This is a genomic window from Klebsiella michiganensis (assembly GCA_000963575.1).
GTDB classification, from domain to species: domain Bacteria; phylum Pseudomonadota; class Gammaproteobacteria; order Enterobacterales; family Enterobacteriaceae; genus Cedecea; species Cedecea michiganensis_A.
In genome coordinates this window covers 2,032,828-2,058,040 of record CP011077.1, presented here as the reverse complement: position 1 = coordinate 2,058,040, position 25,213 = coordinate 2,032,828, and the positions used below count along the sequence as shown (strand labels likewise).

Sequence of the window (25,213 nt, the reverse complement as noted above, 5' to 3'; positions counted from 1 at the left end):
TCAGGTTGCCGTCAGTTTGCCTGAACAATTAGCGCATTACTTTTCCTTTTTGTGGCGTAGCTGATGAGGCAGGCAAATCAGCACCAGGCCGACGAAAATCGCCGCCACGCCGAGAAGTTTGCCCGGGCTGAACTCTTCGTTAAGCCACGGCAGATTAATAGCAGCGAACCACACCAGCACATAGCTCAGGCTTAGCAGCGGGTAAGCTTTGCTGAGAGGAATGCGTTTCAGCGCCATGTACCAGCAGCCCATGGAAAATGCGTAAGCCGCCAGACCACCAATCAGCGCCAGCAGCCCGTAGCCGCCGAACAGCACCGCCTTGATAAATTCAAGACTCGGTGCGGCGGGAGGAAACTGAATCATCGCCCATTTCATGCTGAGCTGCGCCCCGCTCACCAGCAGCACGCTCATTAACGCCCAGATATAGCCCATCAGGCGTGCCCTCCCAGCGCGATAATGCCCAGAATGATCAGCAGCACGCCCAGCCAGTGGTGCGCTGAAATCTTCTCTTTCCAGATCCAGCGGGCGGCAAGGGTGATAAAGATAAAGTTCAGGCTAAGCATGGGGTAGGCAATGCTCACCTCGACGTGCTGGAGCACCAGCAGCCAGACGAGCATCCCCAGCCCCAACAGCATAATACTCAGCCCAAGCCACAGCATCAGGTGGCGGCGCCCCGCCCCCTGAGCCGCCTGCTTCTGGCACAGCTGCCCGCCGCAGCTGAGCAAGCTGGCCAGAACGATCAACGCAATGTTCATGGCTGCGCGTCGTACTCAAACAGAACAAAACGCCCGCTGTTGGCCCGGTGATCCGGCTCCGGCAGCTTCAGGTCATTGAGATCGCTGTTATTAGACACCAGCAGCATCAGCGACACCTTGCCCTGCTTGCGGTGTTCCGCCAGCCAGGACTCGAATTCATCGCCGTTAACATAGCGATTAGACACATCCGGATAGTCAAGGCCGTAGCGCAGTTCGCCCGCCTGATTATAAAGATTGATATCGCTACGCTTCATCTCCCACGCAACCCCGGCGGCAATGCCCACGTTGTTGGTGAAGATATAGCGGCTGTCTTCGAGCTGAGGACGCATTTCATGGATAAACGCCTGCGGCTGCTTGGAATTTTCCACTTTAGATGGAATGACCACGCCCACCAGCAGCGCCAGACCCAGCGGGCACAGCGCCGCCCAGTACCAGCGTTTCTCGGTCTGACTCAGCGTCAGAAGACCGAACAGCCCCCAGACGGCAAACGCCAGGCATGCCAGCACCACTTTCAGCGTTTCATTGGCGGCATACACCGGGTGTCTTGCCAGCCCCCACGGTGCGAGGAAGAAGGCGACGACAATCACACAGACCGCCCCGAACAGCAGGTTAATCCAGCCGTTTGCACGTAAAACAGCGGAGCCACTTTTCGCCAGTTCAACTGCGTGGCGCGCCATCAGGATCGCCAGCGGCGCAAAGCACGGCAGAATGTAGGTCGGCAGCTTGCCTTTCGCGATGCTGAAGAACAGCAACGGCATCACAACCCAGCCCAGCAGGTAAAATGCACCGCCCTGCTCGCCCCGATTTTTCCAGCCGCTTTTCAGCGCCCCCGGCAGCAGCGCCAGCCACGGCAGAGACCCCGCGATCAGGAACGGAATGTAGTACCAGAATGGGGCTTTATGCTGCGCGTCTTTCTCCGCGAAGCGCTGAATATGCTCCACCCAGAAGAAGTAATGCCAGAAGTCAGGTTCGGCTTTGGCGATAGCAATCGCCCACGGCAGCGTGATCAGCACGGCGCTCAACACGGCCAGTGGCCCAAACAGCAGCACTTCTTTCCAGCGTTTCTGTGCAATCACCCACGGCAGTACGCCAATCACCGGCACCGCAAGCGCCAGGAACCCTTTGGTCATGACGCCCATACCGCAGGCCAGCCCCAGCAGCACGTAACCGCCGATTTTACCGCCGGTGGTTTGCGCCGTACTGGCAAGCCAGAAACTGCACATCGCCGCCGTCAGCCACAGGGTGATCATCGGGTCGAGCACGGAATAAGTGCCAATCCCGTAGACCAGCAGGCAGGTGAGGAAGATAACCCCGGCCAACACCGCGATCGTTTTATCGCGCCACAGGCGGAACGCCAGCCAGTAAGTCAGCAGCGCGCTCAGGGTCACCGAAAACACGGAGCCAAAACGCACGGCAAAATTGTTATGACCAAAGATGAACTGGCTAATGTTGTTGATCCAGTAACCCGCCACTGGCTTTTCGAAATAGCGCAGATCGAGGAAATGAGGAACGATCCAGTTACCTGACAGCAGCATTTCGCGGCTGATTTCCGCATAGCGCGTTTCATCCGGCTGCCACAGGTGACGAAACTCCAGCGGTACAAGGTAAAGTAAGGCAAAACAGACCAGAAGGGTCATTCCATATTTTGCTGATTTCATCGGTTCACGACTCTATAAGTTGTTGGCAACCCAGCCAGCCTTCGCGGCCTGGAATTGTCCCGCGCACAATTTTGCCTCTCGGCAGCGTGGATAAATCGTCCGGCAGAAGCTCGCTGAGCGGGCAGAACTGAACCCCCTCGGCCGCGGCCATCGCCAGCAATTCACTAAAGGAATCTCGCATCACCATCCCTTCCACTTCGGCATGGATGGTGTAAACCGGTGTGCCGCTGTCCTGATGAATTTTATCCAGGATAAAGCGGTTAAAGTTCTCTTTACTGACTTCGGTGCCAATCACCTCATCCCACGTCGGTAGCGTCACGGGAATTTGCACCGCGGCTTCGCGGCCGTCAGACAGAACCGGGATAAACGGCGCAGTACCGCGACAGTCGCTGTTGTACTGGAATGGGAAAGCGGCTTTCGCCTTCACCACGCGCTGGTCTGCACGCCAGCCCGCCACCGCCGAGCAGCTAACGGGTTGACCCACAATTTTCTGCAGCGCATCAAGCCCAAGGCGAATCTGGTGCTCCAGTTTGTCCTGTTCCCAGACGCCCGCCCAGGCCTGCCAGGCGTGGTGATCCCAGGCGTGGAGGCCCACCTCATGGTGGTCCGCCGCCGCCGCGATAACCTCTGCGTTGCCTGCGCCAATGACGCGCCCAGGCCACGCGGTACCCGCCAGCAGAATGTCCCAGCCATACAGCGATGCTGCGTTAGAACGCAGCATCTTCCACAGGAATTTAGGCTTGATAAGGCGCCACAAGTGGCGCCCCATGTTGTCTGGCCCAACGCTGAAGAAAAAGGTTGCCTGAGTCGAGTGTAAACTTAGCGTCTCCAGAAGGTTTGGCACCCCTTCACGGGTGCCTCGCCAGGTGTCGACATCAATACGCAGGCCGACTTTTCTCATGAAGCAGGGTCCGTCAGCTCAACGGTTTTCAGGAAGAAGTCCAGCGTTTCGTCGATGGTTTTTTCCATGTGGACTTCAGGCGTCCAGTCCAGCAGGCGCTGCGCGTTGCGGATGCTTGGCTTACGGTGTTCAACGTCCTGATAGCCTTTACCGTAGTACGCGCTGCTTTCCACTTCGCGGAAACCGGCAAACGGCGGGAACTGGCTGCGAAGCGGATGACGTTCGAAGCTTTCCAGCAGCATTTCTGCCAGCTGTTTGATGCTCGCTTCGTTCTCCGGGTTACCGATGTTGATGATCTGGCCGTCGCAGTTATTGTTTTTGTTTTCAATAATGCGGAACAGCGCTTCGATGCCATCACCGATGTCGGTGAAGCAACGCTTCTGCTTACCGCCGTCGATGAGCTTGATCGGAGAACCTTCAACCAGGTTCAGGATAAGCTGGGTAATTGCACGGGAGCTACCGATACGCGCGGCGTTCAGGTTGTCCAGACGCGGCCCCATCCAGTTAAACGGACGGAACAGCGTGAAGCGCAGCCCTTCTTTTTCACCGTAGGCCCAGATAACCCGGTCAAGCAGCTGCTTGGACACGGAGTAGATCCAGCGTTGCTTGTTGATTGGCCCAACGATCAGCGGGGAGTTATCTTCGTCAAACGACTTGTCGGTGCACATGCCGTACACTTCGGACGTGGACGGGAAGATAATGCGTTTTTTGTATTTCACGCAGTCGCGGATAATCTTCAGGTTCTCTTCGAAGTCGAGTTCGAATACGCGCAGTGGGTTACGGGTGTATTCGATTGGCGTCGCGATAGCCACCAGCGGCAGAACAACGTCACATTTCTTAATGTGGTACTCGATCCATTCGGAGTGGATGCTGATGTCGCCTTCCACAAAGTGGAAACGCTCGTTACCGATGAAGCGAGAAATAGCGTCAGAACCGATGTCCAGACCGAAAATTTCGAAGTTGTCATCGCGCAGCAGACGTTCGGTCAGGTGGTTACCGATGAAGCCGTTCACGCCCAGGATAAGCACGCGGGTACGACGCTTGATAGCGGACACCGGCTTGCTGCTCAAAATGGCACCGCTGACCAGGCCCAACGACTGCGCGAGCTGGGAGCCCTGCATGTACACGCCGTTTTCAGCCTGGCCGGTAACCACTTCCAGAGCACCGGTTCCACAGGCAATCACCAGCGGATTAACGGAGATAACTGTCCCGGCTTTTGCACCGTTGTTGCTTTCCAGCACGCGGCTTTTCCAGATAATGAATTTGCCGCCGCCGACGTAGCTGAACGCGCCTGGCCATGGTTCAGTTACCGCACGTACCAGATTGTTCGCTTCTGCAGCAGAGCCTTCCCAGCTGATCGCGCCATCCTTTGGTGAACGGCCGCCGAAATAGGTGGCTTTTGCTTCGTCCTGTGCGGTCTGCGGGAAGTGACCGGTTTTGATCACCGGCAGGCTTTTCGCCAGCAGGGATTTTGCGGTTTCGCACAGTTTGTGGTGCAGGGTCAGGGCGGTATCTTCTGCCGCAATTGCCACGCGTTCCTGAGCAACAATGTCGCCCGCATCCGCACGTTTCACCATGCGGTGCAGAGTCACGCCGGTTTCCGTTTCACCTTTTACCAGCACCCAGTTCAACGGTGCACGACCGCGGAATTTAGGCAGCAGAGAACCGTGGAGGTTAAACGCGCCTACGGAAGCGCAGTCCAGGATCTCTTCGCTCAGCAGGTTGCGGTAGTAGAAGGAGAAAATGACTTCAGGCTGCGCGTCTTTAATGCGGTCAACCCACAGCGGGTGGTTCACATCTTCAGGAGCAAAAACTGGAATGCCGAATTCTGCCGCCGTGCGGGCCACAGAGCCAAAGAAGTTATTCTCAGCGGCGTTATCCGGGTGAGTATAAATTGCTGCAATGTCATAGCCTGCTTCAACCAGGGCACGAACACCCACACAGCCCATATCGTGATAGGCGAAAACAACTGCTTTCATTATTGATTTTCCTCTGAAGATAAAGCGGTTTCACTGCTAACTACGCGTTGAATAAAGTAACGAGGGCGAGCACGCACGTCGTTGTAGATACGGCCAATGTACTCACCCAGCAGCCCCATACCGATAAACTGGGCGCCAATGAAGGTGAACAGCACGGCGAAGAGCATAAACACACCGTCCGCCGCCCACTGCGGGCCAAGGGCAAGACGTAACACCACCAGCAGCACCGCCAGCGCAAAGCCGGAAAGTGCGATAATGCTGCCTACGACGCTGAGCAAACGCAGCGGCGTGGTGGTCAGGCAAGTGATCAGGTCATACATCAGGTTGATCAGGCGCATGAAGCTGTACTTCGAGTCGCCGAACTGGCGCTCATCGTGGTGCACCGGGATCTCGATGGCGCGACGCGCAAAGGTGTTTGCCAGAATCGGGATAAAGGTGCTGCGTTCATGGCAGTGCAGCATCGCGTCAATGATATGGCGGCGGTAAGCGCGCAGCATGCAGCCGTAGTCGCCCATTGCTTTGCCGGTGGTGCGCTGGATCAGGTGGTTAATCATTTTTGACGCGCGCTTGCGGAACCAGCTGTCCTGACGGTTCTGACGCACGGTACCCACCACGTCATATCCTTCATCGGCCTTCTCAACCAGGCGCGGGATCTCTTCCGGTGGGTTTTGCAGGTCAGCATCCAGGGTGACGATAAGATCGCCAGTGACGTGGCTAAAGCCCGCCATAATCGCCGAGTGCTGGCCGTAGTTGCGGTTCAGCAGTACCGCAACAATGTGGCTGTCAGGGGCTTCTGCCGCGCGGGTCAGCATGGCGGCAGAGTCGTCGCTGCTGCCATCATCGATAAGGAGAATTTCGTAATCGCGGTTCAGCTTTTGACAAGCTTCCGTGGTACGACGGAGCAGCTCAGGCAGGCTGTCCTGTTCGTTGTACACCGGGATCACAACGGATACTTTTTGGATGGTTTCCGGGGTCGTCATCTTAGAGTCCTGCTATTTCACGTAAGGCGGTAATGACGCGGGAAGTGTCATCGTCAGTCATGGTTGGGAACAGAGGAATGGAGCAAATACGCTCGCTGTTCCAGTCGCTGTTCGGCAGTTGAAGCTGCGGATAGCGTTCGCGGTAATATTTTTGGGTGTGCGCCGCGCGGAAATGCAGGCCAGTGCCGATGCCGCGTTCTTTCAGCGCTTCCATCAGGCCGCTGCGGGAGATGCCACAGGTGGCTTCATCCACGCGGATGATAAACAGGTGCCAGGCGTGGCGGTGCTGCCAGGTCGGGGCGGCAAGCGGCAGGAATGGGGTATCGGCCAGCTCTTTGAGGTAGCGTTCGGCAATTTCCTGGCGACGGACGTTGATTTGCTCCAGTTTGCCCAGCTGCACCAGCGCGATAGCCGCGTTGATGTCCGCAAGATTGTATTTGAAGCCCGGAGAAATCACCTCGGCCTGCGGTGCACGACCGTGCGTCTGGCGGTCAAATGCGTCCACGCCCAGACCGTGGAACTTCAGGCTACGAATGCGGTTGGCAAACTGGTCGTCATCGGTCACGATCAGCCCGCCTTCGGCGCAGGTCATGTTCTTGATGGCGTGGAAAGAGAAAATAGCCGTGCCCTGAGAGCCAACGTGCTTGCCTTTGTATTCGGTGCCGGCCGCATGGGCAGCATCTTCAATCACCGGAATGCCGTGACGCTCGCCGATGGCGCGAATAGCGTCGATGTCGGCAGGCGCGCCCGCATAGTGCACGGGAATGATGGCTTTAGTACGCGGGGTAATGGCCGCCTCAATGGCTTCAGGCGTGACCATCAGCGTATCGCGATCGACGTCAATCATCACCGGTTCGGCGCCCAGCAGCACAATCATGTTGAGCGTGGAAACCCATGTCAGTGAAGGTGTGATCACCTCGTCACCCGCCTGCAGTCCAAGCGCCATCAGGGTAACGTGCATCCCACCGGTTGCGGAACTTACAGCAATGGCATGTTTATTGCCGGTTAAGTCGCAAAATGCCTTCTCAAGCGCCTGGTTTTTCGGCCCGGTCGTGATCCAGCCGGATTGCATGACTTCCGTTACCGCTGCAATTTCTTCCGCACCTAAAGCTGGACGTGAAAAAGGCAGAAAATCACTCATTACGTGGATTCCTTATTAAATCGCTAAACGCCAAAAGCTGACGGGATAATGAATCAGACTAATTAAATAAAAGTACAACATTCAAGAAGTACGGCCTGTTTAGCTAAACAACTAATCAATGAAAAGAATTTAACAAAGAAATCTTAGAACAGTATTAAGAAAGTGAGATATAACGAAAAATCGTGAAGTTAAGCATTGCTTGCTGAAAAAGTGTCTGAGAAAGACAAAATTTGTCACCTGAATGTCACGCTTAATCTGTTTTGGTTTAATAGCGGAATAATTCCGTGTGTGACAAATAATAATTAATCCCTTACGAGTGATTAAAAAAAAACCGCCTGAAATAGACGGTTTTAAATAATAAGCAGGGAAATTAACGCTTCGCTTTGCCCGGTAGCGTTTTCATCAAATCATCCGGGCTGATGGACGCCACCACGCTTCCCGGCAGCGGCATCTTCAGGATGTGGTTTTTCATCTTGCCGATGACGTGCATTTCGCATGGCCGGCAGTCAAATTTCAGCGTCAGCACTTCGTCGCCGTGCACCAGCTGCATCGGGGTCGCCTTCCAGCTCTTAATATTCCCCTTCGCCTGTTTCGGGCAGAGGTTAAACGCGAAACGCAGACAGTGTTTGGTGATCATCACCGGCACTTCGCCCTTCTCTTCGTGCGCTTCATAGGCGGCATCAATCAGCTGCACGCCGTAGCGGTGATAAAACTCACGCGCCTTGTGGTTATAAACGTTCGCCAGGAAGCTTAAATGGCTGTCCGGGTAGACCGGCGGCGGCACGCTGACCGCTTTACGGGTTCCGCGCTGGTAGTTTTGCAGGCGCGCTTCTGTCAGGGCGTCAATGGCATCGCGGCGCAGCTGGTTAAGCTGAGCATTTGGCACAAACAAGGCCTCTTCCAGCAGAATGTTCACCTTCCGGGCGGAGTACATGGTCTGCCCCAGTTTGGTCAGACCGTCACGCAGGCTGTCGAAAGCTTTCTGCGGATTATTGGCGACATCAAACTGGCCGACGAGCGTTTTACTGACGCTGACGCCCTCTTCGCTGGTTGCTTTCATCACTAACTGTTGCTGACTGCCGGTCAGTTCGATATCCACCCCCACGCGGCGCTCGCTGGAGGTTTTCAGCAGCGCCTGCTGCCAGTTATGGTCCAGGTTCCGGTTCAGCGGGTGGTTAGGGCGCACCTTTTTCAGCGTTTCCGGCATTTCATTTGGCCAGATGCGGTACTGATTTTTCCCGGTTTTCTCCACCGTATTGGCGCGGAAGCCGACAATTTCACGCTTGATCAGCACGTTCAGGCCATCGCCGTTGGTCAGGGCGTCGGTGGTGGTGACGTCGAGGTGATCTTTGCTCACTTTCAGCACTTCACCTACCGGCAGGCCAACGAATTTCGGCGAGTCAAACGCGCCGATGTCGATTTTGCGCTCGTTAACGAAGTAGTCGGTGCTGCCGCGGTGGAAAGTTTTATCCGGGGATGGAATAAAGTAGTGCGATGTCACCCCGGAAGAGGCGCGGGTCAGATCGCTGCGCCCTTCCATCAGCTCGTCCAGCAGCTGGCGGTAGTACGCGGTGATATTTTTCACGTAGCTCATGTCTTTGTAACGCCCTTCAATTTTGAAGGAGCGCACGCCCGCCTCTACCAGAGCCGCCAGGTTAGCGCTTTGGTCGTTGTCTTTCATCGACAGCAGGTGTTTTTCATAGGCCACAACGCGACCCTGGTCGTCTTTCAGGGTGTACGGCAGGCGGCAAGCCTGAGAGCAGTCGCCGCGGTTAGCGCTGCGCCCGGTCTGGGCATGGGAAATATTACACTGCCCGGAATACGCCACGCACAGCGCGCCGTGAATAAAGAACTCAATCGTCGCGTCAACATTCTGATGAATAGCGGCAATTTGCTGCAGGTTTAGCTCGCGCGCCAGCACGATTTGCGAGAATCCCGCATCGGACAGAAACTTCGCTTTTTCCACGCTGCGAATATCGCACTGGGTACTGGCGTGCAGCTCAATTGGCGGCAGATCCATTTCCAGCACGCCCATATCCTGCACGATCAGCGCATCAACCCCGGCTTCGTACAGGTCGACGATCATCGAGCGCGCAGGCTCCAGCTCATCGTCGTGCAAAATGGTATTGAGCGTAACGAAAATCTTCGCCCCGTAGCGGTGGGCAAACGGCACCAGTTCAGCCAGGTCTTGCAGGCTGTTACCGGCGTTATGGCGAGCGCCAAAGCCAGGCCCGCCGATGTAAACCGCATCCGCGCCATGGAGAATGGCTTCGCGGGCGATGGCGGTATCACGGGCAGGACTGAGTAATTCAAGTTGATTTGCGTGCAGGCGCATAAAATTTGTCGTGTTCTGTAATGGCGAAAGGCCGCTATTGTAGTCACTTCCCCGGCGCAAAAACAGAGGGATCATGCGGTCGTCGCGGGATAGTGGATTAACGAATGGAAATGCACCTCATCAGCACCGGGATTGCGGTAAGCATGGGGCCGATCGCCGGGGAATTTTAAGCCCGCGCCGGCCTGCACCGTCTGCCATTCGCCGTCAATTTTCATTTCCAGCACGCCGTTAATCACCACCACATGCTCCACTACGCCATGGTCGTGTGCGGAGGACTCACTAAGCGCCCCCGGTGCGAGCCGGATAGAGAAATGATCGAAGCGCAGCTGCGGGTCATAAGGGAAAATCGGCACCACCACCATTTCCCTGTGCTGCGGATCAAATACCGGGCGAGCGGGAGCGGCTTCCGCCTCAAGGAACACCGAAAACGGCACGTTGAAGCCGGTGGCAATTTTCCATAATGTCGCGACGGTGGGGCTGGATTCGTTGCGTTCGATTTGCCCGAGCATGGCTTTAGATACGCCGGTTTGCTCCGCCGCGAAGGTCAGACTCCAGCCTCTGGCCTGGCGCAGGCTTTTCAGGGTGTTCGCCAGATGTTGCGCTATGTCCATTCTCTCCTCCCGTTGAGGGCGCAGTATAGCGCCTTGTGCGCTATAACGCACGATGCTATATTCCCCGGACGTTATAACGCACAACGAGTCAAATATGCGCCTTTATCTCCCGCCGTTTCCCACTGTCCTGGCCGGTTTCGTTGCCGTCCTGGTCGGCTATGCCAGCTCCGCCGCCATTATCTGGCAAGCGGCCGATGCCGCAGGCGCGAGCCCACCCCAAATCGCCGGCTGGCTAACGATGCTGGGGCTGGCGATGGGCATCAGCACGCTGGGATTAACGCTGTGGTATCGCGCGCCGATACTCACGGCCTGGTCCACGCCGGGCGCGGCGCTGCTGGCCACCAGCCTGCCGGGCTACAGCCTGAACGAGGCGGTGGGCATTTTTATTTTCGCTTCGCTGCTGATCCTGATGTGCGGCGTGACCGGGCTGTTCGCCAGGCTGATGCGCCTGATCCCCCCCACGCTCTCCGCCGCCATGCTGGCCGGGGTTCTGCTGCGCTTTGGCCTGGATACGTTCACTTCGTTACAGGGTCACTTTTTGTTGTGCGTCAGTATGCTGGCCGGCTGGCTGCTGGCGAAGGTTTTTGCGCCTCGCTATGCGGTGGTTGTCGCCATGCTTATTGGCCTGCTGATTTGCTTTGCCAGCGGCGAACTTACCGCCGGGAGCGTCCCGGTTTCTGTCGCGGTGCCTGAGTTCATCGCCCCCTCGTTTAGTCTCGCCAGCCTGCTGGGCATCGGCGTGCCCTTCTTCCTGGTGACGATGGCCTCGCAAAATGCTCCCGGCGTCGCCACGCTGGCGGCTTCCGGCTACAAGGTGCCGGTGTCGCCCTTGATCGTCGTGACGGCGTTAATTGCCCTGCTTCTGGCGCCGTTCGGGGTGTTTTCGGTTTGCATCGCCGCCATTACCGCCGCGATATGTCAGAGCGCGGAAGCGCATCCGGACAAAGACAAACGCTGGCTGGCCGCCGCTGCCGCGGGGGCGTTTTATTTACTGGCCGGGGTGTTTGGCGGAGCGATTTCGACCCTGCTGACGGCGCTGCCGCTCGCCTGGATCCATACCCTCGCCGGGCTTGCCCTGCTGGGCACCATTGCCGGCAGCCTGCACCAGGCGCTGAACCATGAGCGTGACAGGGATTCCGCCATCGTGACGTTTTTGGTCACCGCCTCGGGCGTCAATCTGCTGGGCGTCAGCTCTGCATTTTGGGGCGTGATCGCCGGGGGCGTTTGTTACACCGCGCTTTCAGGGCTTAAGCGCGCGTAGCTGCGAGGGCGTTGCGCCGAAGACGCTTTTAAAGCGGTTGCTGAAGTGGCTGGGCGAGCTGAACCCGCAGGCCATAGCGATATCCGTCAGCGGCAGTTTCCCCTGGCGCACCAGGGTTTCCGCCTTCGCCATTCTGCGCTGCATAACGTACTGATGTGGCGCCTGGCCGGTGGACTGTTTAAACATGCGTGCAAAGTGGTATTCGCTGAGATCCGCCAGTCGGGCAAGCTCGCTGAGGGTCAGCGCTTCGCTCAGGTTCTGCTCGATATACGCCTGTGCATTGCGCAGCACCGCAGGCGACAGCCCACCGCGCACCGTCGGCAGCTTCCACTGCACGCTGCTGTAATGCTGCACCAGATGCGTCAACAACAGCGTGGAAGCCGTGCTTAGCGTCAGGTGGTTCGCCCGCTGCTGCCAGTCGCTACTCAGCAGGAAGTGGCGATAAAGCTGGGTAATGCGCGGGTCGTCGGCAAACGTTTTTTCATCAAGGTTAATGGCCGCCGGACTGCGGTCCCAAATCTGCGCGGCAATCTCTTTCAGGTGCTCGTCGGTGCAATACAGGTGCACAAACGAAAAGTCATCCCGCACATCCCACGTCGATTCACTGTCCTCCGGCATGATGCAGAAGCGGTCCGGCCCGCCGCCGTTGCGCCAGCCCGACGCCGTTTTTTGGTAGGTTTCGTACCCTTCAGTAACGTACAGGCTAAGGGTGTGGTGATCGCAGCGCTGGGTAATACAGTCATTTCCGTTGGACCAGGCGGCAAGCTGAATCCCTGAGCCAAGCTGAACGCTGCCGTTCAGGCGGGCTTTGTGCTGCTGCAGGTTTTCAAAGGCGTGATAGGGCGCGGTCATAGCGGGAGTCGGCTTCTGGAACATAATGGCTAGTGTAAGGACTGCGCGCCGCCGTCGCCACTGCCACCGTAAAAAAAAACCGCAAGAATATGCAAGTCGCCAGCCAGGATGAAAGCCGTTTCAGGGGGATAAATGGATACTCTTCATCTGGTTTTGACTGACGAGAACAACAATGAACGCTTTGCTTTATATTCTGGTGGTGGTGATTTGGGGGACAACCTGGATAGCCATTTATATGCAACAGGGAGTGGTCTCGGTCCCCGTTTCCATTTTTTGGCGCTTTGCCGTTGCGGCGGTGGTAATGCTCGTCGTGCTGCTTGCCCTGGGCCGCCTGAAGCGCATCGGGCTGAAAGACCACCTGTTTTGCGTCCTGCAGGGCGCCTGCGTGTTCGGCTTCAACTTTTTCTGCTTCTACCACGCGGCGGCCTATATCAGCTCCGGCCTGGAGTCGGTTATCTTCTCGATGGCCGTACTGTTTAACGCCTTCAACAATTTTCTGTTCTTCCGCAAGAAACCTTCTCCCCGGGTTTTACCCGCCGCGGCGCTGGGCATTGCGGGCATCGTGGCCCTGTTCTGGCACGATCTCGCGGCGACACAAATGGCACCTTCGCTGCTGAACGGCATCGGCCTTAGCGCGCTTGGCACCTTTGGTTTTTCGCTGGGGAATATGATCAGCGCCCGCCACCAAAGCCGGGGCCTGGAAACGCTGTCAACCAATACCTATGCGATGTTTTACGGCACCGCGATTATGGGCATGGTGGCGCTGGCGAGCGGCGAGTCGTTTATGCCGGATTTGACCCTGCGCTACATCGGTTCCCTGCTCTATCTCGCGATTTTTGGTTCGGTGATAGCCTTTGGCGCCTATTTCACGCTGATTGGCCGGATCGGCGCCAGTCAGGCCGCCTACAGCACGCTGCTTTTCCCGCTGGTGGCGCTGACGCTGTCGACGCTTTACGAAGGCTACGTCTGGCACGCAAATGCGGTGCTGGGGCTGGTGATGATTCTGCTGGGTAACCTGGTGATGTTTGCGAAACCCGAGCAGTGGCTGCCGTGGCGGAGAAAACTGGCGTAATAAAAAAACCGCAGCTTGTTGATGGCTGCGGTTTTAACCGGTAGGAAACGTTATTTATTCGGCACGTCAAACATTGTGGCATCGGTGGCCAAATCATCCACCACCTGTTTCAGGGTATCGACGGTGACTTTGGCGTTTTCATTGCTGAGCGTTTTCCCTTCGCCCTTACGCACCACGCGTAAAACGGGCTTATTAGTCGCCGCATCAATCAGCTCGCCCTCGAAGTAGAGATCGGTGTTCATGGTGCGGTGCCCGGTGGCCATTTGCGTTCCCGCGACGACCATCGCAATCGGGATCACTTCGTAGTACTGCAGGCCTTCTTTAGTGCTGTCCACGCCGGTAATCGCCCCACGGAAAATGAGACTGCGTGGGCCTGCCGTCGTGACCAGCGGTTTACGCTGCGCCGCCGCTGCCTTCAGCTTAGTGTTGGTATAGGCCAGCAGGCCATCCAGCGTTTGCTGGCCAATCTGAGTCGTCGGTTTAGGCGTTGGATAATAAACAACCGGGTTATACACCAGGCTGTCGTAGTTGCCGGGTTTAAAGTTCGGGTCAACCCAGCGCATAACGGTTTTACCGGTTGCCGATTTTGCCTCCTGCAGACCGGAATAATCTTTTAAAAACCCAGAGTATTTTTCCGGTGAGGTGGTTTTGGAAGCACACCCCGCCAGCGCTAATAAACCTGCCAGACAAGCCACTTTAAAATACGTTGTGGTACGCATCGTTTGTTCCTGTTAGTTGGTATAAGCCTTTCAGGTATAGCAAAAAACGACACTTTGTGTGGGGGTTAAGCGGCCTTGATGTAAAAACTCAGATCTTACGCTCATCGCTGTCGGGGGTGGCGCCCTCGCAAAGCAGGTCAACAATCAATAGCGCACCATAAGCCCCCTCACCGGGTGGCAGCCAGACATCTCCGGCATGGACTGTGCTGGCGGGATCTTTGGTCACCATAACGATCGCCGTGCCCTGCCGCCGGGCCTGCTGCACCGCCGCCAGCAGGGTGCTGTCCGGCGTCGAACTGGCAAAGATGATCATCGCCTGCTCGTGATTCAACATTGAGGCGGTGAAGCTCATTAGCGCAGGGTCATAACAGACGCTGGCGGGCTGGCCCTGCGTCAGCAGTCGGTACTGCAAAAGGCTGGCAAAAGGCGTGTCTGCCGCGCCGGCGCTGAAGATATGAATTGCTTTCGCCCGCTTTAGCAGCGAAGCGGCGCGCGCTACGTTGGCTTCCGGGAGAGTTTCCAACTGCTGGGTTAACGACTGCTGAATACCGCTTAACCGCTGCTGCCAGGACGCCGGCAGCTCACTGCCCGGCATGGCGGTGCTGGCCTGCGCCAGCTTCATGCGTAAATCACGAATATCGTCGCAGCCTGCGGCTCTGGCAAAGCGCGTGATGGTGGCCGGGCTGACCCCTGCCGCCTGGGCAAGTTGGTCGATTGTCGCCGACGATGCAAAGCCTGGATCGTGCAGAATGGCCTGCGCCACCCGGGCTTCCTGCTGGCTGAATTCCGCCAACCGCTGACGGATTCGGCTGATAATATCGCCCTCCGTATCCCGGCCGATGGAATGAGAAAAGCGCGCCAGCACATCTTTAGCCACGCCGCCACGGTTGGCCAAAAACTGCAGCGTGTCGTTGTCCACCCAGGCGGCATCCCCCAACACCTGAGACGGTGCGGCCAGTAATTCCTGTACCCGGCTGTCATGCTGCTGGTGGCGAACCTGGCCGAGGAAATCGTTCATATCGCTGCACCCAATGGTGCGTGCAAACTGCTGGAGCGTGGCCTGACTCACCCCCGCACGCGCCGCCAGTTGCTCCATCGTCGCATCCGGTAGCTGGAAGAAATTCTCCAGAAAAAAGCGGGCCAGCCGCGTTTCCTGGGGAGAAGAATCGGCTAACCCATGGACCAGGTGGTAAACAATATCCATCGCTGAAAGGTTCCTTGTGTCTGCGTCACGGGCGGATAAATCATCATAGTGCGTTGAAATTATTTTTCAATTAACTTTGCCGTGTTGTCTTGCCGCTGTTTGTCTCCTCTCCGTAAAAGCCCTGTTATTTCGTTAACATTCGGGAAACCAATAATCCAACGCAGATCACGGTCATGAAAATAATTTTCATACATGCTGAATAAACGCGCTGTTGTTTGAAACACGTTTTCAATTTGAAGGATAAAGGTAATGAAAAAGATCATGTTGTGTTGTGCCGCGGGAATGTCCACCAGCATGCTGGTGCAGAAAATGCGCACCGAGGCCACAAAACGCGCCCTGGATGTTCAAATTGACGCCGTCTCTGTCGCTGAAATTGAAAGCCATCTCCAGGGCGCCGACGTGGTACTGCTTGGTCCTCAGGTGCAGTTCGAACTGGCCCGCCTCTCGGAACTTTCAGCCCCTCTCGGCAAACCGGTCGCGGTTATCGACATGATGGATTACGGCACGATGCGCGGCGACCGTGTACTGGATAAAGCCCTTACCCTGATGGCCTGATAACCGGGAGAAGACAATGAAAATTACCGTTGTGGGCGGGGGGAGCAGCTACACCCCGGAACTGATTGAAGGCCTGATTCTACGCCATGCCGTTCTGCCGATGACCGAGCTGGCGCTGGTGGATGTGGAAGCTGGCCGCCAGAAGGTCGAGATCATCGCCGCGCTGGCTCGCCGCATGTTCGACAGCAAAGGGCTGGACCAGGTTAACGTGACGGTGCATTACGAGCCAGACACCGCGATTGCAGGCTCAAGCTTTGTATTGACCCAGCTTCGCGTGGGGCAGTTGCCCGCTCGTGCCGCCGACGAACGCCTGGGCCTCAGCCACGAACTGCTGGGCCAGGAGACCACCGGCGTCGGCGGCTTTGCGAAAGCGCTTCGTACTATCCCGGTGATGCTGGATATCGCTCAACGCGTTGAGCGTCTGGCCCCGAATGCCTGGATTATTAACTTCACCAACCCGGCGGGGATCGTCACCGAGGCCGTCTCCCGCTACAGCTCTGCCAGGATTGTTGGTCTGTGCAATGTGCCGGTGACCATGCACCACACCATCGCCGACATGCTCAAACTGCCTTATGACAAAGTCACGCTACGCTTCGCCGGGCTCAACCACATGGTGTGGGTGCACGAAGTGATTGCCGATGGCCGGGATGCGACCACCGAGGTGATTGAGATGTTGTGCGACGGTGAGCAGTTGTCGATGAACAACATCAAAGCTATTCCGTGGCCACCCGCCCTGCTGCGCGCCCTGAAAGCGATCCCTTGCCCGTACCATCGTTACTTCTGGCAAACCCGCACCATGCTCAAAGACGAGCTGGCGGATGCCGCTAACGGGAAAGGCACCCGCGCCGAGCAGGTGATGAAAGTGGAGGCCGAGCTGTTTGAGCTATACGCCAACCCGCAGCTCGACAAAAAGCCGGAGCAGTTGAGCCAGCGCGGCGGCTCGTTCTATTCGGAAGTAGCCCTGGAGCTTATCGATGCCCTGTACAACAACCTCGGCAAGCAAATGGTGGTGAATACCGTGAACAATGGCGCTATTCAGGGACTGCCGGACGACGCGGTTATAGAAACCAACTGCGTGATTGACGCCCTGGGGGCCCATCCGCTGGCCTTCGGCAAACTTCCTCCCCTGATGAATGGCCTGACGCAGCAGGTGAAAGACTTTGAACGGCTGACGATTGAAGCGGCGGTACATGGCGATAAGCAGCAGGCGCTCCTGGCGCTGATAGCCAACCCGCTGGTGGCCGATGTGAATATCGCTCAGACGTTGCTCGATGAAGTGCTTGAAAGCAACAAGGCGTGGCTGCCGCAGTTTAATTAGCGCCGCTTACCGGTGGGCGATTCTGTGCCGCCCACCCCACAACAGAAATCAATAACAATAATGCCCGGCCATGCGCCGGGACAGGGGTAACCGTGTCCGCAAAGAAATCGTTTCTTGAAAAATATGTGCTGCCCGTGGCGCTGAAAATCGCCGGGCAAAAGCATGTGCTTTCCGTCCGCGACGGGATCATCCTGAACATGCCGTTCATGCTGATAGGCTCGTTCTTTCTGATTTTCGCTTACCTACCGGTGCCGGGCTACCCCCAGTTGATGACCGATTTGTTCGGCGCCACATGGCAGACCAAGCTGCTTTATCCGGTCAAAGCGACCTATGACATCATGGCGATTATCTCCAGTTTCGGCATCGCTTATCGTCTGGCCGAGAAGTACCGCACCATCGACCCGCTTACGGCGGGTGCGGTGTCGCTGGTGGCCTTTATCATGACCATCCCGCAGAATATCATGTTTACTCCACCGTCCGGGGGTCCCGCTGAGTTCGTGAAGGGCGTGCTGCCGATGGGGCAAATTGGTAGCCAGGGGCTGTTTGTCGCGATTTTGATCGCCCTGCTTTCAACCGAGATCTACCGCTTCATCAGCAACCGTAATCTGGTGATTCGCATGCCGGAAGGCGTGCCTCCTGCGGTGGCAAAATCGTTCCTCGCGCTGGTGCCGGGGTTCTGCGTGCTGGCGGTGGTGCTGGCGCTTCGCCTGCTGGTGGAGGCCACGCCGTTTGGTGATATCAACACCATGATAACGGATCTGGTCGGCATCCCGATGAGCCATATTGGCGGCTCGTTGCCGGGAATGATTGTGTCGGTGATCCTGATTGGCATTCTGTGGACGCTTGGCCTGCACGGCGACACCATCGTGCTGGTGTTTATCCGCCCGGTCTGGCTGACCAACATGTCCGAGAACCTCGCGGCTTTTCAGAACGGCCTGCCTATCCCGCACATCATTACCCAGCAGTTCTATGACCTGTGGATCGCCCCTGGCGGCACCGGGGCGCTGTTAGGTCTGGTGATCTTTATGCTGATCCGCAGCCGCAGCGTGCAAATGAAGCAACTGGGCAAGATTGCCGCACCGGGCAGCCTGTTTAACATCAGCGAACCGATGGTGTTTGGCATTCCGCTGGTGATGAACCCATACCTGGTGGTGCCGTTTATCCTTACGCCGGTGGTGCTGGTGATTGTCTCCTACACGGCGATGGCAACCGGCCTGGTGGCACCTCCTGCCGGCATTGCGCTGCCGTTCACTACGCCCATTATCGTCAGCGGCTATTTAGCGACGGGCGGCCATGTTTCCGGCTCCATTCTGCAGATTGTGAACCTGGCTATCTCACTGGTGATGTATTACCCGTTCTTCCGGGTGTGGGATAACCTGAAGTTCCGCGAAGAGCAACAGGCGAACCAGGCTGCATCAACAGCGCCAGTTGAGGCGGTGAGTGAGAGGAGTACGGTGTAGCGGTTTAATTGGGTTCAGGTGGGTAAAGCTCCTCTCCCCTGAGGGAGAGGGGTAAATCAGCCACGGGAAACAGTGTTTATGCCCTCTCCCTGCCAGGGAGAGGGGTCTTCAGTCCAGCTACTTCTTCACATCCACCTGATAAAAAATATGCTTCCCGAACGGGTCAATTTCATACCCGGTCACCTCTTTGCGTACCGGCTCGAAAATTGTGGAGTGGGCAATCATCACCGCAGGCATCTGGTCGTGCATCATCTGCTGGGCTTCTTTATAGAGCGCGACGCGCTTATCGTGATTCCCCTCGGCGCGGGCTTCAAGAATCAGCTTATCAAACGGCTGGTAGCACCATTTGGATGAGTTAGAGCCGCCGTTGGCCGATGTGCAGGTAAACAATGGCCCGAAGAAGTTGTCCGGGTCGCCCGTTGCCGTCGTCCAGCCCATCAGCGCCGCCTGGTGCTCGCCGCCCTTCACTCGCTTGAGGTATTCGCCCCATTCATAGGTAACGATTTTCGCCGTCACGCCAACTTTCGCCCAGTCGGCCTGGATCATTTCCGCCATACGCTTAGCGTTCGGGTTGTAGGGCCGCTGCACCGGCATTGCCCACAGGTCGATGCTCATGCCGTTGGCAAATCCGGCTTCTTTGAGCAGGGATTTCGCTTTTTCAGGATCGTAATCGTAGTCTTTGAGCTTGTCATCCGCACTCCACACGCCCGGCGGCAGCAAATTTTTCGCCTCAATCCCCGTGCCATGGAATACCGCTTCGATAATGGCCGGTTTATTGATAGCCAGCGCCAGCGCCTGGCGCACCTTTACGTTATCCAGCGGTGGTTTCTGGGTATTAAACGCGAGGAAGCCGGTATTCAGCCCCGCTTTTTGCATCAGCGTGATGTCTTTGTTTTCCTTCATCCGCGGCAGATCCGCCGGGTTCGGGAACGGCATCACCTGGCACTCATTTTTCTCAAGTTTGGCGTAGCGGATCGACGCATCTGGCGTAATCGAGAACACCAGGCGGTCGATTTTTGATTTACCCTGCCAGTAATCAGGGAAAGCGGTATAGAGAATGCGGGAGTCTTTCTGATATTGCTTCAGCTCAAACGGCCCGGTGCCAATGGGGTCGGAATCCACCCGCTCCGGCGTGCCGGCCTTCATCATGGCGTCCGCATATTCGGCAGACAGAATCGAGGCAAAATACCAGCCCAAATCAGCGACAAACGGGGCTTCCGGGTGCGCCAGCGTGAACCGCACGGTGTTGTCATCCACTTTATCAATCGCGGTTATTAGCTTGCCGAACTCCAGGCTTTCAAAATTGGAATAGTTGCCGTTGGAGACGTTGTGGTACGGATGCTTAGGATCTTTCTGGCGCATAAACGAGAAAATCACGTCATCCGCGTTGAAATCTCTGCCGGGCTTGAAGTACTTGTTGCTCTGGAACTTAACGCCCTTGCGCAGATGGAAGGTGTAGACTTTTCCGTCTTCGCTGACATCCCAGCTTTCCGCCAGGCTGGGTTGCAACTCCGTGGTGCCAACTTTGAAATCCACCAGTCGGTTATAAACCGGCACCGCGCTGGCATCCACGCTGGTGCCCGAGGTGTACAGCTGTGGGTTGAAGTTTTCCGGTGAACCTTCAGAGCAATAAACCAGCGTGCTGGCCGCCACGCTGGTACTGATGGAGAGCGCCGCTACGGCAAGTGCAAGCGTTGTAATCTTTGTTTTCATCGCTGTCTTCCTGTGGTGTTTGTCCTGACCCTGAATGAATAAAGCTTGTGCAAAGCGCCTTAATAAATAACATTAAATTTACATTGCCAACAAACAACATCGAACAATAAGGAAACACTATGCCTTCGTCGCTCAGCGAGCAGCTCACCCAACGTTTGTTCCGTTATCTGGCGGTGACCAGCCAAAGCGATCCGCGCGTCAGCAGCCTGCCCAGTACCCCCGGACAGCATGAAATGGCCAGCTTGCTCGCGGAAGAACTGCGTGCGCTGGGTCTTGAAAATATTGTGATTGATGAGCACGCCACGGTAACCGCCGTGAAAAAAGGCAACGTGGCTGGCGCCCCGCGCGTGGGGTTTATTACGCACATTGATACCGTTGACGTAGGACTGTCCCCGGACATTCATCCGCAGATCCTGCGCTTCACCGGCGAAGATTTATGCCTGAATGCCAAAGAGAACATCTGGCTGCGCACGGCGGAGCACCCGGAAATCAACGCCTATCCTGGCGAAGAGATTATCTTCAGCGACGGTACCAGCGTGCTGGGCGCGGACAACAAGGCCGCCGTCACGGTGGTGATGACGCTGCTGGAAAACCTGACGCCTGAGCACCGGCACGGTGACATCGTGGTAGCCTTCGTCCCGGATGAAGAAATTGGCCTGTGTGGCGCAAAAGCGCTGGATCTGGCGCGTTTTGACGTGGATTTTGCCTGGACCATCGACTGCTGCGAACTGGGCGAAGTGGTGTATGAAAACTTCAACGCAGCCCACGCGGAGTTGAAATTCACCGGCGTAACCAGCCATCCGATGTCGTCCAAAGGCGTGCTGGTGAACCCGCTGCTGATGGCAATGGACTACATCAGCCACTTTGACCGCCAGCAAACGCCCGAGCACACCGAAGGCCGCGAAGGCTACGTCTGGTTTAATGGTATCCAGGCCTCACAAAGCGAAGCGCTGCTCAAGGCGAATATTCGCGACTTCGATTTGGCCAATTTCGAACGCCGCAAACTGCAAATTAGTGAAGTGGCACAGAAGATTGCCACGCAATATCCGACCGCACGCGTGGAATTCAGCATCAGCGATACCTACAGCAATATCAGCAACGCCATTACCGATGACCGCCGGGCTATCGATTTGATTTTTTCCGCCCTGGATGAGCTGGGGATTGAGCCAAAAGTGATCCCGATGCGCGGGGGCACGGATGGCGCGGCGCTTTCGGCCAAAGGGTTGCTGACGCCGAACTTCTTTACCGGCGCGCATAATTTCCATTCGCGGTTTGAATTTTTACCGCTGCGGGCGTTTGAGGCTTCGTATAACGTGGCGTTGAGGCTTTGCCTGCTGGCGGCGAAGTAATTTTCCCCTCACCCTAACCCTCTCCCCTGAGGGGAGAGGGAATTCATACAGAGAACGCTTCAACTCCCCCTCACCTTAACCCTCCCCTGAGGGGAGATGGAATTAGCGCAGAGCACGCGATTGTTTCCCCCTCTCCCTTCCAGGGAGAGGGTCGGGGTGAGGGTTAACCTTTACTTTTTCCGCGCCAGCATCGTGGCAAAGCGCAGTTTAATGCGGTTGCCGTTCTCATCGGTCTTGTGCAATTGCCCCACGTCCTCGTTGTACTTAATCAGCTCCCAACCTTCAAAATAGTTGCGCAGTTCACCCTCTTTAAAGGCAAACGGGAAGCCCACCGTGCACGGGAAATCCTCGGTATCCATTGCCGCCACAATCAGGTTGTAGCCGCCGGGTTTGGTACAGCGCTGCATATTGGCGATAAGCCCCGGAATCGTGCCGCGCTCAAGGAACATCATCACCACGGTGGAGAGAATAAAGTCATACTCACCGTCAAAGCTCAGTTGGTTAAGGTCAACCTCAGCGGTGACGATGTTTTTCAGCCCTTCCGCGTCGATTATCTGATTTAGCCTGGCAATGCTCATCGGGTTTTTATCCCAGGCGGTGACGTCGAACCCTTTCTGGTTCAGGTACAGGCTGTTGCGCCCGCCGCCGCAGCCAAGATCCAGCGTTTTGCCAGGCGCCACGTACTTCACGGCGTTCAGCACGTCAGAATGGGTGGCGGTTAAGCCATATTTTTCGCTGTAGTAGCTTTCAGACTTCTCGGTCATGACGGATCCTTTTTTTCTGGCCGGGCGGTGCGCAAAATCAGTTTCCCCTGCATGAGCAGGATAAAAGTACGCCCCAGCAGCAGGCCGATAATCACATTAGTAAAAATAAAAAGCGGTATGGCAATGGCCTGAAACAGGCCGTCTCCGCTACCCGCGCTCAGATGGAGCGCCGTGGTGGCCAGGGCAGAGATACCAAATGAGAAACTCCAGAAGGAGGCATTGAACGGCTGCGCCAGATACCAGGGCATTAAGCGCAGCATGAAGAGCAGTTGCAGCAGGCCGTAGCCAAACAGCATTTTGGCAAAAAAGTCCGTCGTGCCGCCGTTGACGGCAAGGTAAGCGCTGCAGGCCACCAGCGCGGGGGCAAGCTGAATGCCCAGCGAGGTACGAACCGGCGTGGGCAGTTCCCCGGCACTGCGCATACGGTGCAAAATTGCCGGTTCCAGGCTGAGCCAGGAAAAAACGCCGGCCCCAAGGAACAAGATCCCCAGGTCGTGATAACCCAGCGCGCCGCAGGCCATGGCGCTGATAAAATTATTGGCAACGGTAGGCAAATAGAGCCCCGGGGTTGTGGCATCCTGCGGGTGCGTTCCCCGCCATAATCCGGCCGATTGCCAGGCGGCATAACAAAGCTGCACCGCGGCGCCAAAACCAAACATCACTGCGGCAAGCGAACGCAGATAAGGCACCACGCCGATAGCTACCAGCATGGTTGTCGCCGGGAACAGGCTTACAAAACTGCTCATTAAAGGATGATGGATTTCTGCAAAAACGCTGTGAGGGTAACGCAGCAGGCGCGTCAGAAAAGCTAACGCCAGCAGCAGCCAAATACCACCCGCCAACGCCACCAGCGCCTCTCCGATAAACGACGGTACCGGCCAAAGAGTAGCGGCATAGCGCCAGGCAAATCCCATCCCGATGATACCCAGCACCATGCCAAAGTAGCCTGCGGGAAGGTTGATAAAGCTGCCGGCGTTCGGTTTATTCATTTTGTTTATTTTTTAAAATGTATTTTAAATGCATTTTATGCGATTGCGCCGTCAAACGCTACATCGGTGAATTACCTGCTACGTTTATCATCAATGCACAGCGAGAAACAGCGATGAAAAAATACCGGCTAACCGACATTTCGCGGCTTCATGATTATCAGCATGATGGCGAACAGCGGCAAGTTCGGCTCTGGCAAACTGAGGCGCTTTACGCGTTTGGCGACGTCGAGGCCGGACAATACGGCGGCTGGATTGAAGAAGAAGCGAACCTGAGCCACTCGGGAACCTGCTGGCTTGAGCCTGGCGCCCTGGTCTGGAACAAGGCACAAATCGAAGATAATGCGACAGTCCGTGGCGAGTCTGAAATCTGCCATCGCGCAAAAGTTGGCGGCCACGCACAGGTCGAGGACTCCCGCATCAGCGGCGAATGCTCCATCCACGGCTCGGCCCGCGTGCTGCAGCAAAGCCAGGTGATTGCCGTGCTGGGGCTGACCGAAGATAGTGAAATGCGGCTGCAAATCTACGGGAGCGCCACGGTCCGCGCCTCACGTATCGTTCATCAGGCCCAAATCTACGGCCACGCGCGCGTGAACAATGCCTTTGTCGAACACCGTTCGGCCATTTTCGATAACGCGATTATCGAAGGCAATGCAGAGAACAATGTCTGGGTTTGCGACTGCGCTCAGATCTCCGGCAACGCCCGCATCATTGCCGGCAGCGGTGACAGCCAGATCCCGACCATCCGCTACTCCTCCAGAGTATACGGCAATGCCATCATTGAAGGGGATTGCGTACTGAAGCACCGCGTTCAGGTTTACGGTAATGCAGCGCTTATCGGCGGCCCGGTTCTGCTGGACAACAATGTGCGGGTCTACGGGCAGGCGAAAGTGATGGGCAACGTGCTTATAGAAAACAACGTTCAGATTTATGACGAGGCGACGGTGGAAGGTTTTGACGGCGAACTGATTCATCTTCGCGGCATGAAGGATATTAACGGTGCGCAGCGGATCACCCGCACGCCGTTTTACGGAATATTTTAGTCAGCAATGCGCCCGTAAATATTCTGGTCGTGGAACTCGTCATTCAGGAATTCGGCCTGCTTCAGGCAGCCCTCAAGGGTGAAACCGTTGCGCTGCGCCACCCGGTTGCTGGCCCGATTAGTGACGATGCATTTGATGACGAATCGACGCACCGTCCCTTCCCCAGCGTACTTGCCGATGGCCGCTTCAATCACGGCGGAAACGATCCCCTTCCCCTGCCTGTCCTCGCTTAGCCAGTAGCCAATGTAGGCCGTCTTGTCAGTCGGGACTATCTGGTTAAAGGAAAAGACGCCCGCCAGCTCGCCGCGATAGAGGATCATAAACATCTTCGCGTAGCCCTTATGATGGAGAACATAGTTCCCCTGCAACGTTTTGCGGGTGTCGTCCTCGGAAACAACATACTGCGGCCAGTTCATCGCCTTTTGCAGCCAGCTTTTGTTGCGTTGAACCAGGGCAAAAACGTCCCCAACGAACCGCTCGTTCACCGAATGCAGCTCTATATCATCATTAACTGCGATTACCTCATCCTGCCATTTCTGCTGCTGTTCCACACGCGA

Annotated in this window: 23 protein-coding genes and 1 pseudogene; 7 read left to right on the top strand and 17 right to left on the bottom strand. The window is 56.5% G+C overall.

Annotation, left to right across the window (positions count from 1 at the left end; genetic code table 11):
- Positions 1–36 precede the first annotated feature (36 nt).
- The 9 genes from VW41_09755 to VW41_09715 form a co-directional block, all read right to left on the bottom strand.
- Positions 37–435, bottom strand: coding sequence for a 4-amino-4-deoxy-L-arabinose-phospho-UDP flippase (locus tag VW41_09755; protein ID AJZ89302.1), 399 nt, complete (start codon positions 433–435; stop codon positions 37–39).
- On the bottom strand, positions 432–755 hold the full coding sequence (locus VW41_09750) for a 4-amino-4-deoxy-L-arabinose-phospho-UDP flippase (GenBank protein ID AJZ89301.1): 324 nt from the start codon (positions 753–755) through the stop codon (positions 432–434). Before VW41_09750 ends, VW41_09755 begins: the two co-directional genes overlap by 4 nt.
- Complete coding sequence (arnT, locus tag VW41_09745) at positions 752–2,413, bottom strand: 4-amino-4-deoxy-L-arabinose transferase (protein AJZ89300.1); 1,662 nt, start codon at positions 2,411–2,413, stop codon at positions 752–754. The genes VW41_09750 and arnT overlap by 4 nt, the downstream gene beginning before the upstream one ends.
- Before the next feature lie 4 nt (positions 2,414–2,417).
- Positions 2,418–3,314: a 4-deoxy-4-formamido-L-arabinose-phospho-UDP deformylase gene (locus VW41_09740; GenBank protein ID AJZ89299.1), complete on the bottom strand. Its 897-nt coding sequence runs from the start codon at positions 3,312–3,314 to the stop codon at positions 2,418–2,420.
- Positions 3,311–5,293 carry a UDP-4-amino-4-deoxy-L-arabinose formyltransferase gene (locus VW41_09735; protein AJZ89298.1) on the bottom strand — a complete coding sequence of 661 codons (1,983 nt, stop codon included), beginning with the start codon at positions 5,291–5,293 and terminating at the stop codon, positions 3,311–3,313. The genes VW41_09740 and VW41_09735 overlap by 4 nt, the downstream gene beginning before the upstream one ends.
- Positions 5,293–6,273: a UDP phosphate 4-deoxy-4-formamido-L-arabinose transferase gene (locus tag VW41_09730; protein AJZ89297.1), complete on the bottom strand. Its 981-nt coding sequence runs from the start codon at positions 6,271–6,273 to the stop codon at positions 5,293–5,295. The genes VW41_09735 and VW41_09730 overlap by 1 nt, the downstream gene beginning before the upstream one ends.
- A gap of 1 nt (position 6,274) precedes the next feature.
- Complete coding sequence (locus tag VW41_09725; GenBank protein ID AJZ89296.1) at positions 6,275–7,414, bottom strand: UDP-4-amino-4-deoxy-L-arabinose-oxoglutarate aminotransferase; 1,140 nt, start codon at positions 7,412–7,414, stop codon at positions 6,275–6,277.
- A gap of 370 nt (positions 7,415–7,784) precedes the next feature.
- Positions 7,785–9,749: a protease gene (locus tag VW41_09720; protein AJZ89295.1), complete on the bottom strand. Its 1,965-nt coding sequence runs from the start codon at positions 9,747–9,749 to the stop codon at positions 7,785–7,787.
- A 71-nt stretch (positions 9,750–9,820) separates the two neighbouring features.
- On the bottom strand, positions 9,821–10,360 hold the full coding sequence (locus tag VW41_09715) for an XRE family transcriptional regulator (GenBank protein AJZ89294.1): 540 nt from the start codon (positions 10,358–10,360) through the stop codon (positions 9,821–9,823).
- A 94-nt stretch (positions 10,361–10,454) separates the two neighbouring features.
- Here VW41_09715 and VW41_09710 point away from each other — a divergent pair, with 94 nt between their 5' ends.
- Positions 10,455–11,621, top strand: a complete 1,167-nt coding sequence (locus tag VW41_09710; GenBank protein AJZ89293.1) for a benzoate transporter — start codon at positions 10,455–10,457, stop codon at positions 11,619–11,621.
- Here the strand turns inward: VW41_09710 and VW41_09705 are convergent.
- Positions 11,601–12,473 (bottom strand): AraC family transcriptional regulator, encoded by an 873-nt coding sequence (locus VW41_09705; protein AJZ89292.1) that lies wholly within the window; start codon positions 12,471–12,473, stop codon positions 11,601–11,603. The genes VW41_09710 and VW41_09705 overlap by 21 nt on opposite strands.
- A gap of 172 nt (positions 12,474–12,645) precedes the next feature.
- Here VW41_09705 and VW41_09700 point away from each other — a divergent pair, with 172 nt between their 5' ends.
- On the top strand, positions 12,646–13,545 hold the full coding sequence (locus VW41_09700; protein AJZ89291.1) for a multidrug DMT transporter permease: 900 nt from the start codon (positions 12,646–12,648) through the stop codon (positions 13,543–13,545).
- A 50-nt stretch (positions 13,546–13,595) separates the two neighbouring features.
- On the opposite strand, the gene VW41_09695 is transcribed toward VW41_09700, so the two are convergent.
- The 3 genes and pseudogenes from VW41_09695 to VW41_09685 form a co-directional block, all read right to left on the bottom strand.
- Positions 13,596–14,264 (bottom strand): hypothetical protein, encoded by a 669-nt coding sequence (locus VW41_09695; GenBank protein ID AJZ89290.1) that lies wholly within the window; start codon positions 14,262–14,264, stop codon positions 13,596–13,598.
- 88 nt (positions 14,265–14,352) lie between these two features.
- The gene (locus VW41_09690; protein AJZ91915.1) at positions 14,353–15,105 is read right to left on the bottom strand and encodes a hypothetical protein; all 753 of its coding nucleotides are present in this window, start codon (positions 15,103–15,105) and stop codon (positions 14,353–14,355) included.
- Positions 15,106–15,156: 51 nt separating this feature from the next.
- Positions 15,157–15,468, bottom strand: a pseudogene (locus tag VW41_09685) (RpiR family transcripitonal regulator).
- Between the two features lie 249 nt (positions 15,469–15,717).
- Between VW41_09685 and VW41_09680 the strand changes: the two are divergent.
- From VW41_09680 to VW41_09670, 3 genes are all read left to right on the top strand, one after another.
- Positions 15,718–16,023, top strand: coding sequence for a PTS cellobiose transporter subunit IIB (locus VW41_09680; protein AJZ89289.1), 306 nt, complete (start codon positions 15,718–15,720; stop codon positions 16,021–16,023).
- Between the two features lie 16 nt (positions 16,024–16,039).
- Positions 16,040–17,341: a diacetylchitobiose-6-phosphate hydrolase gene (locus VW41_09675; protein ID AJZ89288.1), complete on the top strand. Its 1,302-nt coding sequence runs from the start codon at positions 16,040–16,042 to the stop codon at positions 17,339–17,341.
- A gap of 92 nt (positions 17,342–17,433) precedes the next feature.
- Positions 17,434–18,801, top strand: coding sequence for an oligo-beta-mannoside permease IIC protein (locus tag VW41_09670; GenBank protein AJZ89287.1), 1,368 nt, complete (start codon positions 17,434–17,436; stop codon positions 18,799–18,801).
- 117 nt (positions 18,802–18,918) lie between these two features.
- On the opposite strand, the gene VW41_09665 is transcribed toward VW41_09670, so the two are convergent.
- Positions 18,919–20,514 (bottom strand): peptide ABC transporter substrate-binding protein, encoded by a 1,596-nt coding sequence (locus VW41_09665; protein ID AJZ89286.1) that lies wholly within the window; start codon positions 20,512–20,514, stop codon positions 18,919–18,921.
- Between the two features lie 119 nt (positions 20,515–20,633).
- On the opposite strand from VW41_09665, the gene VW41_09660 reads away from it, so the two are divergent.
- Positions 20,634–21,863 (top strand): peptidase T, encoded by a 1,230-nt coding sequence (locus tag VW41_09660; protein ID AJZ89285.1) that lies wholly within the window; start codon positions 20,634–20,636, stop codon positions 21,861–21,863.
- A 170-nt stretch (positions 21,864–22,033) separates the two neighbouring features.
- On the opposite strand, the gene VW41_09655 is transcribed toward VW41_09660, so the two are convergent.
- Together VW41_09655 and VW41_09650 are read right to left on the bottom strand one after the other, a co-directional pair.
- Positions 22,034–22,627 (bottom strand): tellurite resistance protein TehB, encoded by a 594-nt coding sequence (locus VW41_09655; protein ID AJZ89284.1) that lies wholly within the window; start codon positions 22,625–22,627, stop codon positions 22,034–22,036.
- Complete coding sequence (locus tag VW41_09650) at positions 22,624–23,616, bottom strand: potassium-tellurite ethidium and proflavin transporter (protein ID AJZ89283.1); 993 nt, start codon at positions 23,614–23,616, stop codon at positions 22,624–22,626. The genes VW41_09655 and VW41_09650 overlap by 4 nt, the downstream gene beginning before the upstream one ends.
- 113 nt (positions 23,617–23,729) lie before the next feature.
- On the opposite strand from VW41_09650, the gene VW41_09645 reads away from it, so the two are divergent.
- A complete protein-coding gene (locus VW41_09645) occupies positions 23,730–24,656 on the top strand; it encodes an acetyltransferase (GenBank protein ID AJZ89282.1) in 927 nt (308 codons plus the stop codon).
- Here VW41_09645 and VW41_09640 read toward each other — a convergent pair.
- A complete protein-coding gene (locus tag VW41_09640) occupies positions 24,653–25,207 on the bottom strand; it encodes a ribosomal-protein-serine acetyltransferase (protein AJZ89281.1) in 555 nt (184 codons plus the stop codon). The genes VW41_09645 and VW41_09640 overlap by 4 nt on opposite strands.
- Between the last annotated feature and the right edge of the window lie 6 nt (positions 25,208–25,213).

Excerpts from the sequence above, each read along its gene's own strand:
- VW41_09750 (AJZ89301.1), bottom strand. The coding sequence starts at position 755 with ATGAACATTGCGTTGATCGTTCTGGCCAGCTTGCTCAGCTGCGGCGGG.
- arnT (AJZ89300.1), bottom strand. The coding sequence starts at position 2,413 with ATGAAATCAGCAAAATATGGAATGACCCTTCTGGTCTGTTTTGCCTTA.
- VW41_09740 (AJZ89299.1), bottom strand. The coding sequence starts at position 3,314 with ATGAGAAAAGTCGGCCTGCGTATTGATGTCGACACCTGGCGAGGCACC.
- VW41_09735 (AJZ89298.1), bottom strand. The coding sequence starts at position 5,293 with ATGAAAGCAGTTGTTTTCGCCTATCACGATATGGGCTGTGTGGGTGTT.
- VW41_09730 (AJZ89297.1), bottom strand. The coding sequence starts at position 6,273 with ATGACGACCCCGGAAACCATCCAAAAAGTATCCGTTGTGATCCCGGTG.
- VW41_09725 (AJZ89296.1), bottom strand. The coding sequence starts at position 7,414 with ATGAGTGATTTTCTGCCTTTTTCACGTCCAGCTTTAGGTGCGGAAGAA.
- VW41_09720 (AJZ89295.1), bottom strand. The coding sequence starts at position 9,749 with ATGCGCCTGCACGCAAATCAACTTGAATTACTCAGTCCTGCCCGTGAT.
- VW41_09715 (AJZ89294.1), bottom strand. The coding sequence starts at position 10,360 with ATGGACATAGCGCAACATCTGGCGAACACCCTGAAAAGCCTGCGCCAG.
- VW41_09710 (AJZ89293.1), top strand. The coding sequence starts at position 10,455 with ATGCGCCTTTATCTCCCGCCGTTTCCCACTGTCCTGGCCGGTTTCGTT.
- VW41_09705 (AJZ89292.1), bottom strand. The coding sequence starts at position 12,473 with ATGACCGCGCCCTATCACGCCTTTGAAAACCTGCAGCAGCACAAAGCC.
- VW41_09700 (AJZ89291.1), top strand. The coding sequence starts at position 12,646 with ATGAACGCTTTGCTTTATATTCTGGTGGTGGTGATTTGGGGGACAACC.
- VW41_09695 (AJZ89290.1), bottom strand. The coding sequence starts at position 14,264 with ATGCGTACCACAACGTATTTTAAAGTGGCTTGTCTGGCAGGTTTATTA.
- VW41_09680 (AJZ89289.1), top strand. The coding sequence starts at position 15,718 with ATGAAAAAGATCATGTTGTGTTGTGCCGCGGGAATGTCCACCAGCATG.
- VW41_09675 (AJZ89288.1), top strand. The coding sequence starts at position 16,040 with ATGAAAATTACCGTTGTGGGCGGGGGGAGCAGCTACACCCCGGAACTG.
- VW41_09665 (AJZ89286.1), bottom strand. The coding sequence starts at position 20,514 with ATGAAAACAAAGATTACAACGCTTGCACTTGCCGTAGCGGCGCTCTCC.
- VW41_09660 (AJZ89285.1), top strand. The coding sequence starts at position 20,634 with ATGCCTTCGTCGCTCAGCGAGCAGCTCACCCAACGTTTGTTCCGTTAT.
- VW41_09655 (AJZ89284.1), bottom strand. The coding sequence starts at position 22,627 with ATGACCGAGAAGTCTGAAAGCTACTACAGCGAAAAATATGGCTTAACC.
- VW41_09650 (AJZ89283.1), bottom strand. The coding sequence starts at position 23,616 with ATGAATAAACCGAACGCCGGCAGCTTTATCAACCTTCCCGCAGGCTAC.
- VW41_09645 (AJZ89282.1), top strand. The coding sequence starts at position 23,730 with ATGAAAAAATACCGGCTAACCGACATTTCGCGGCTTCATGATTATCAG.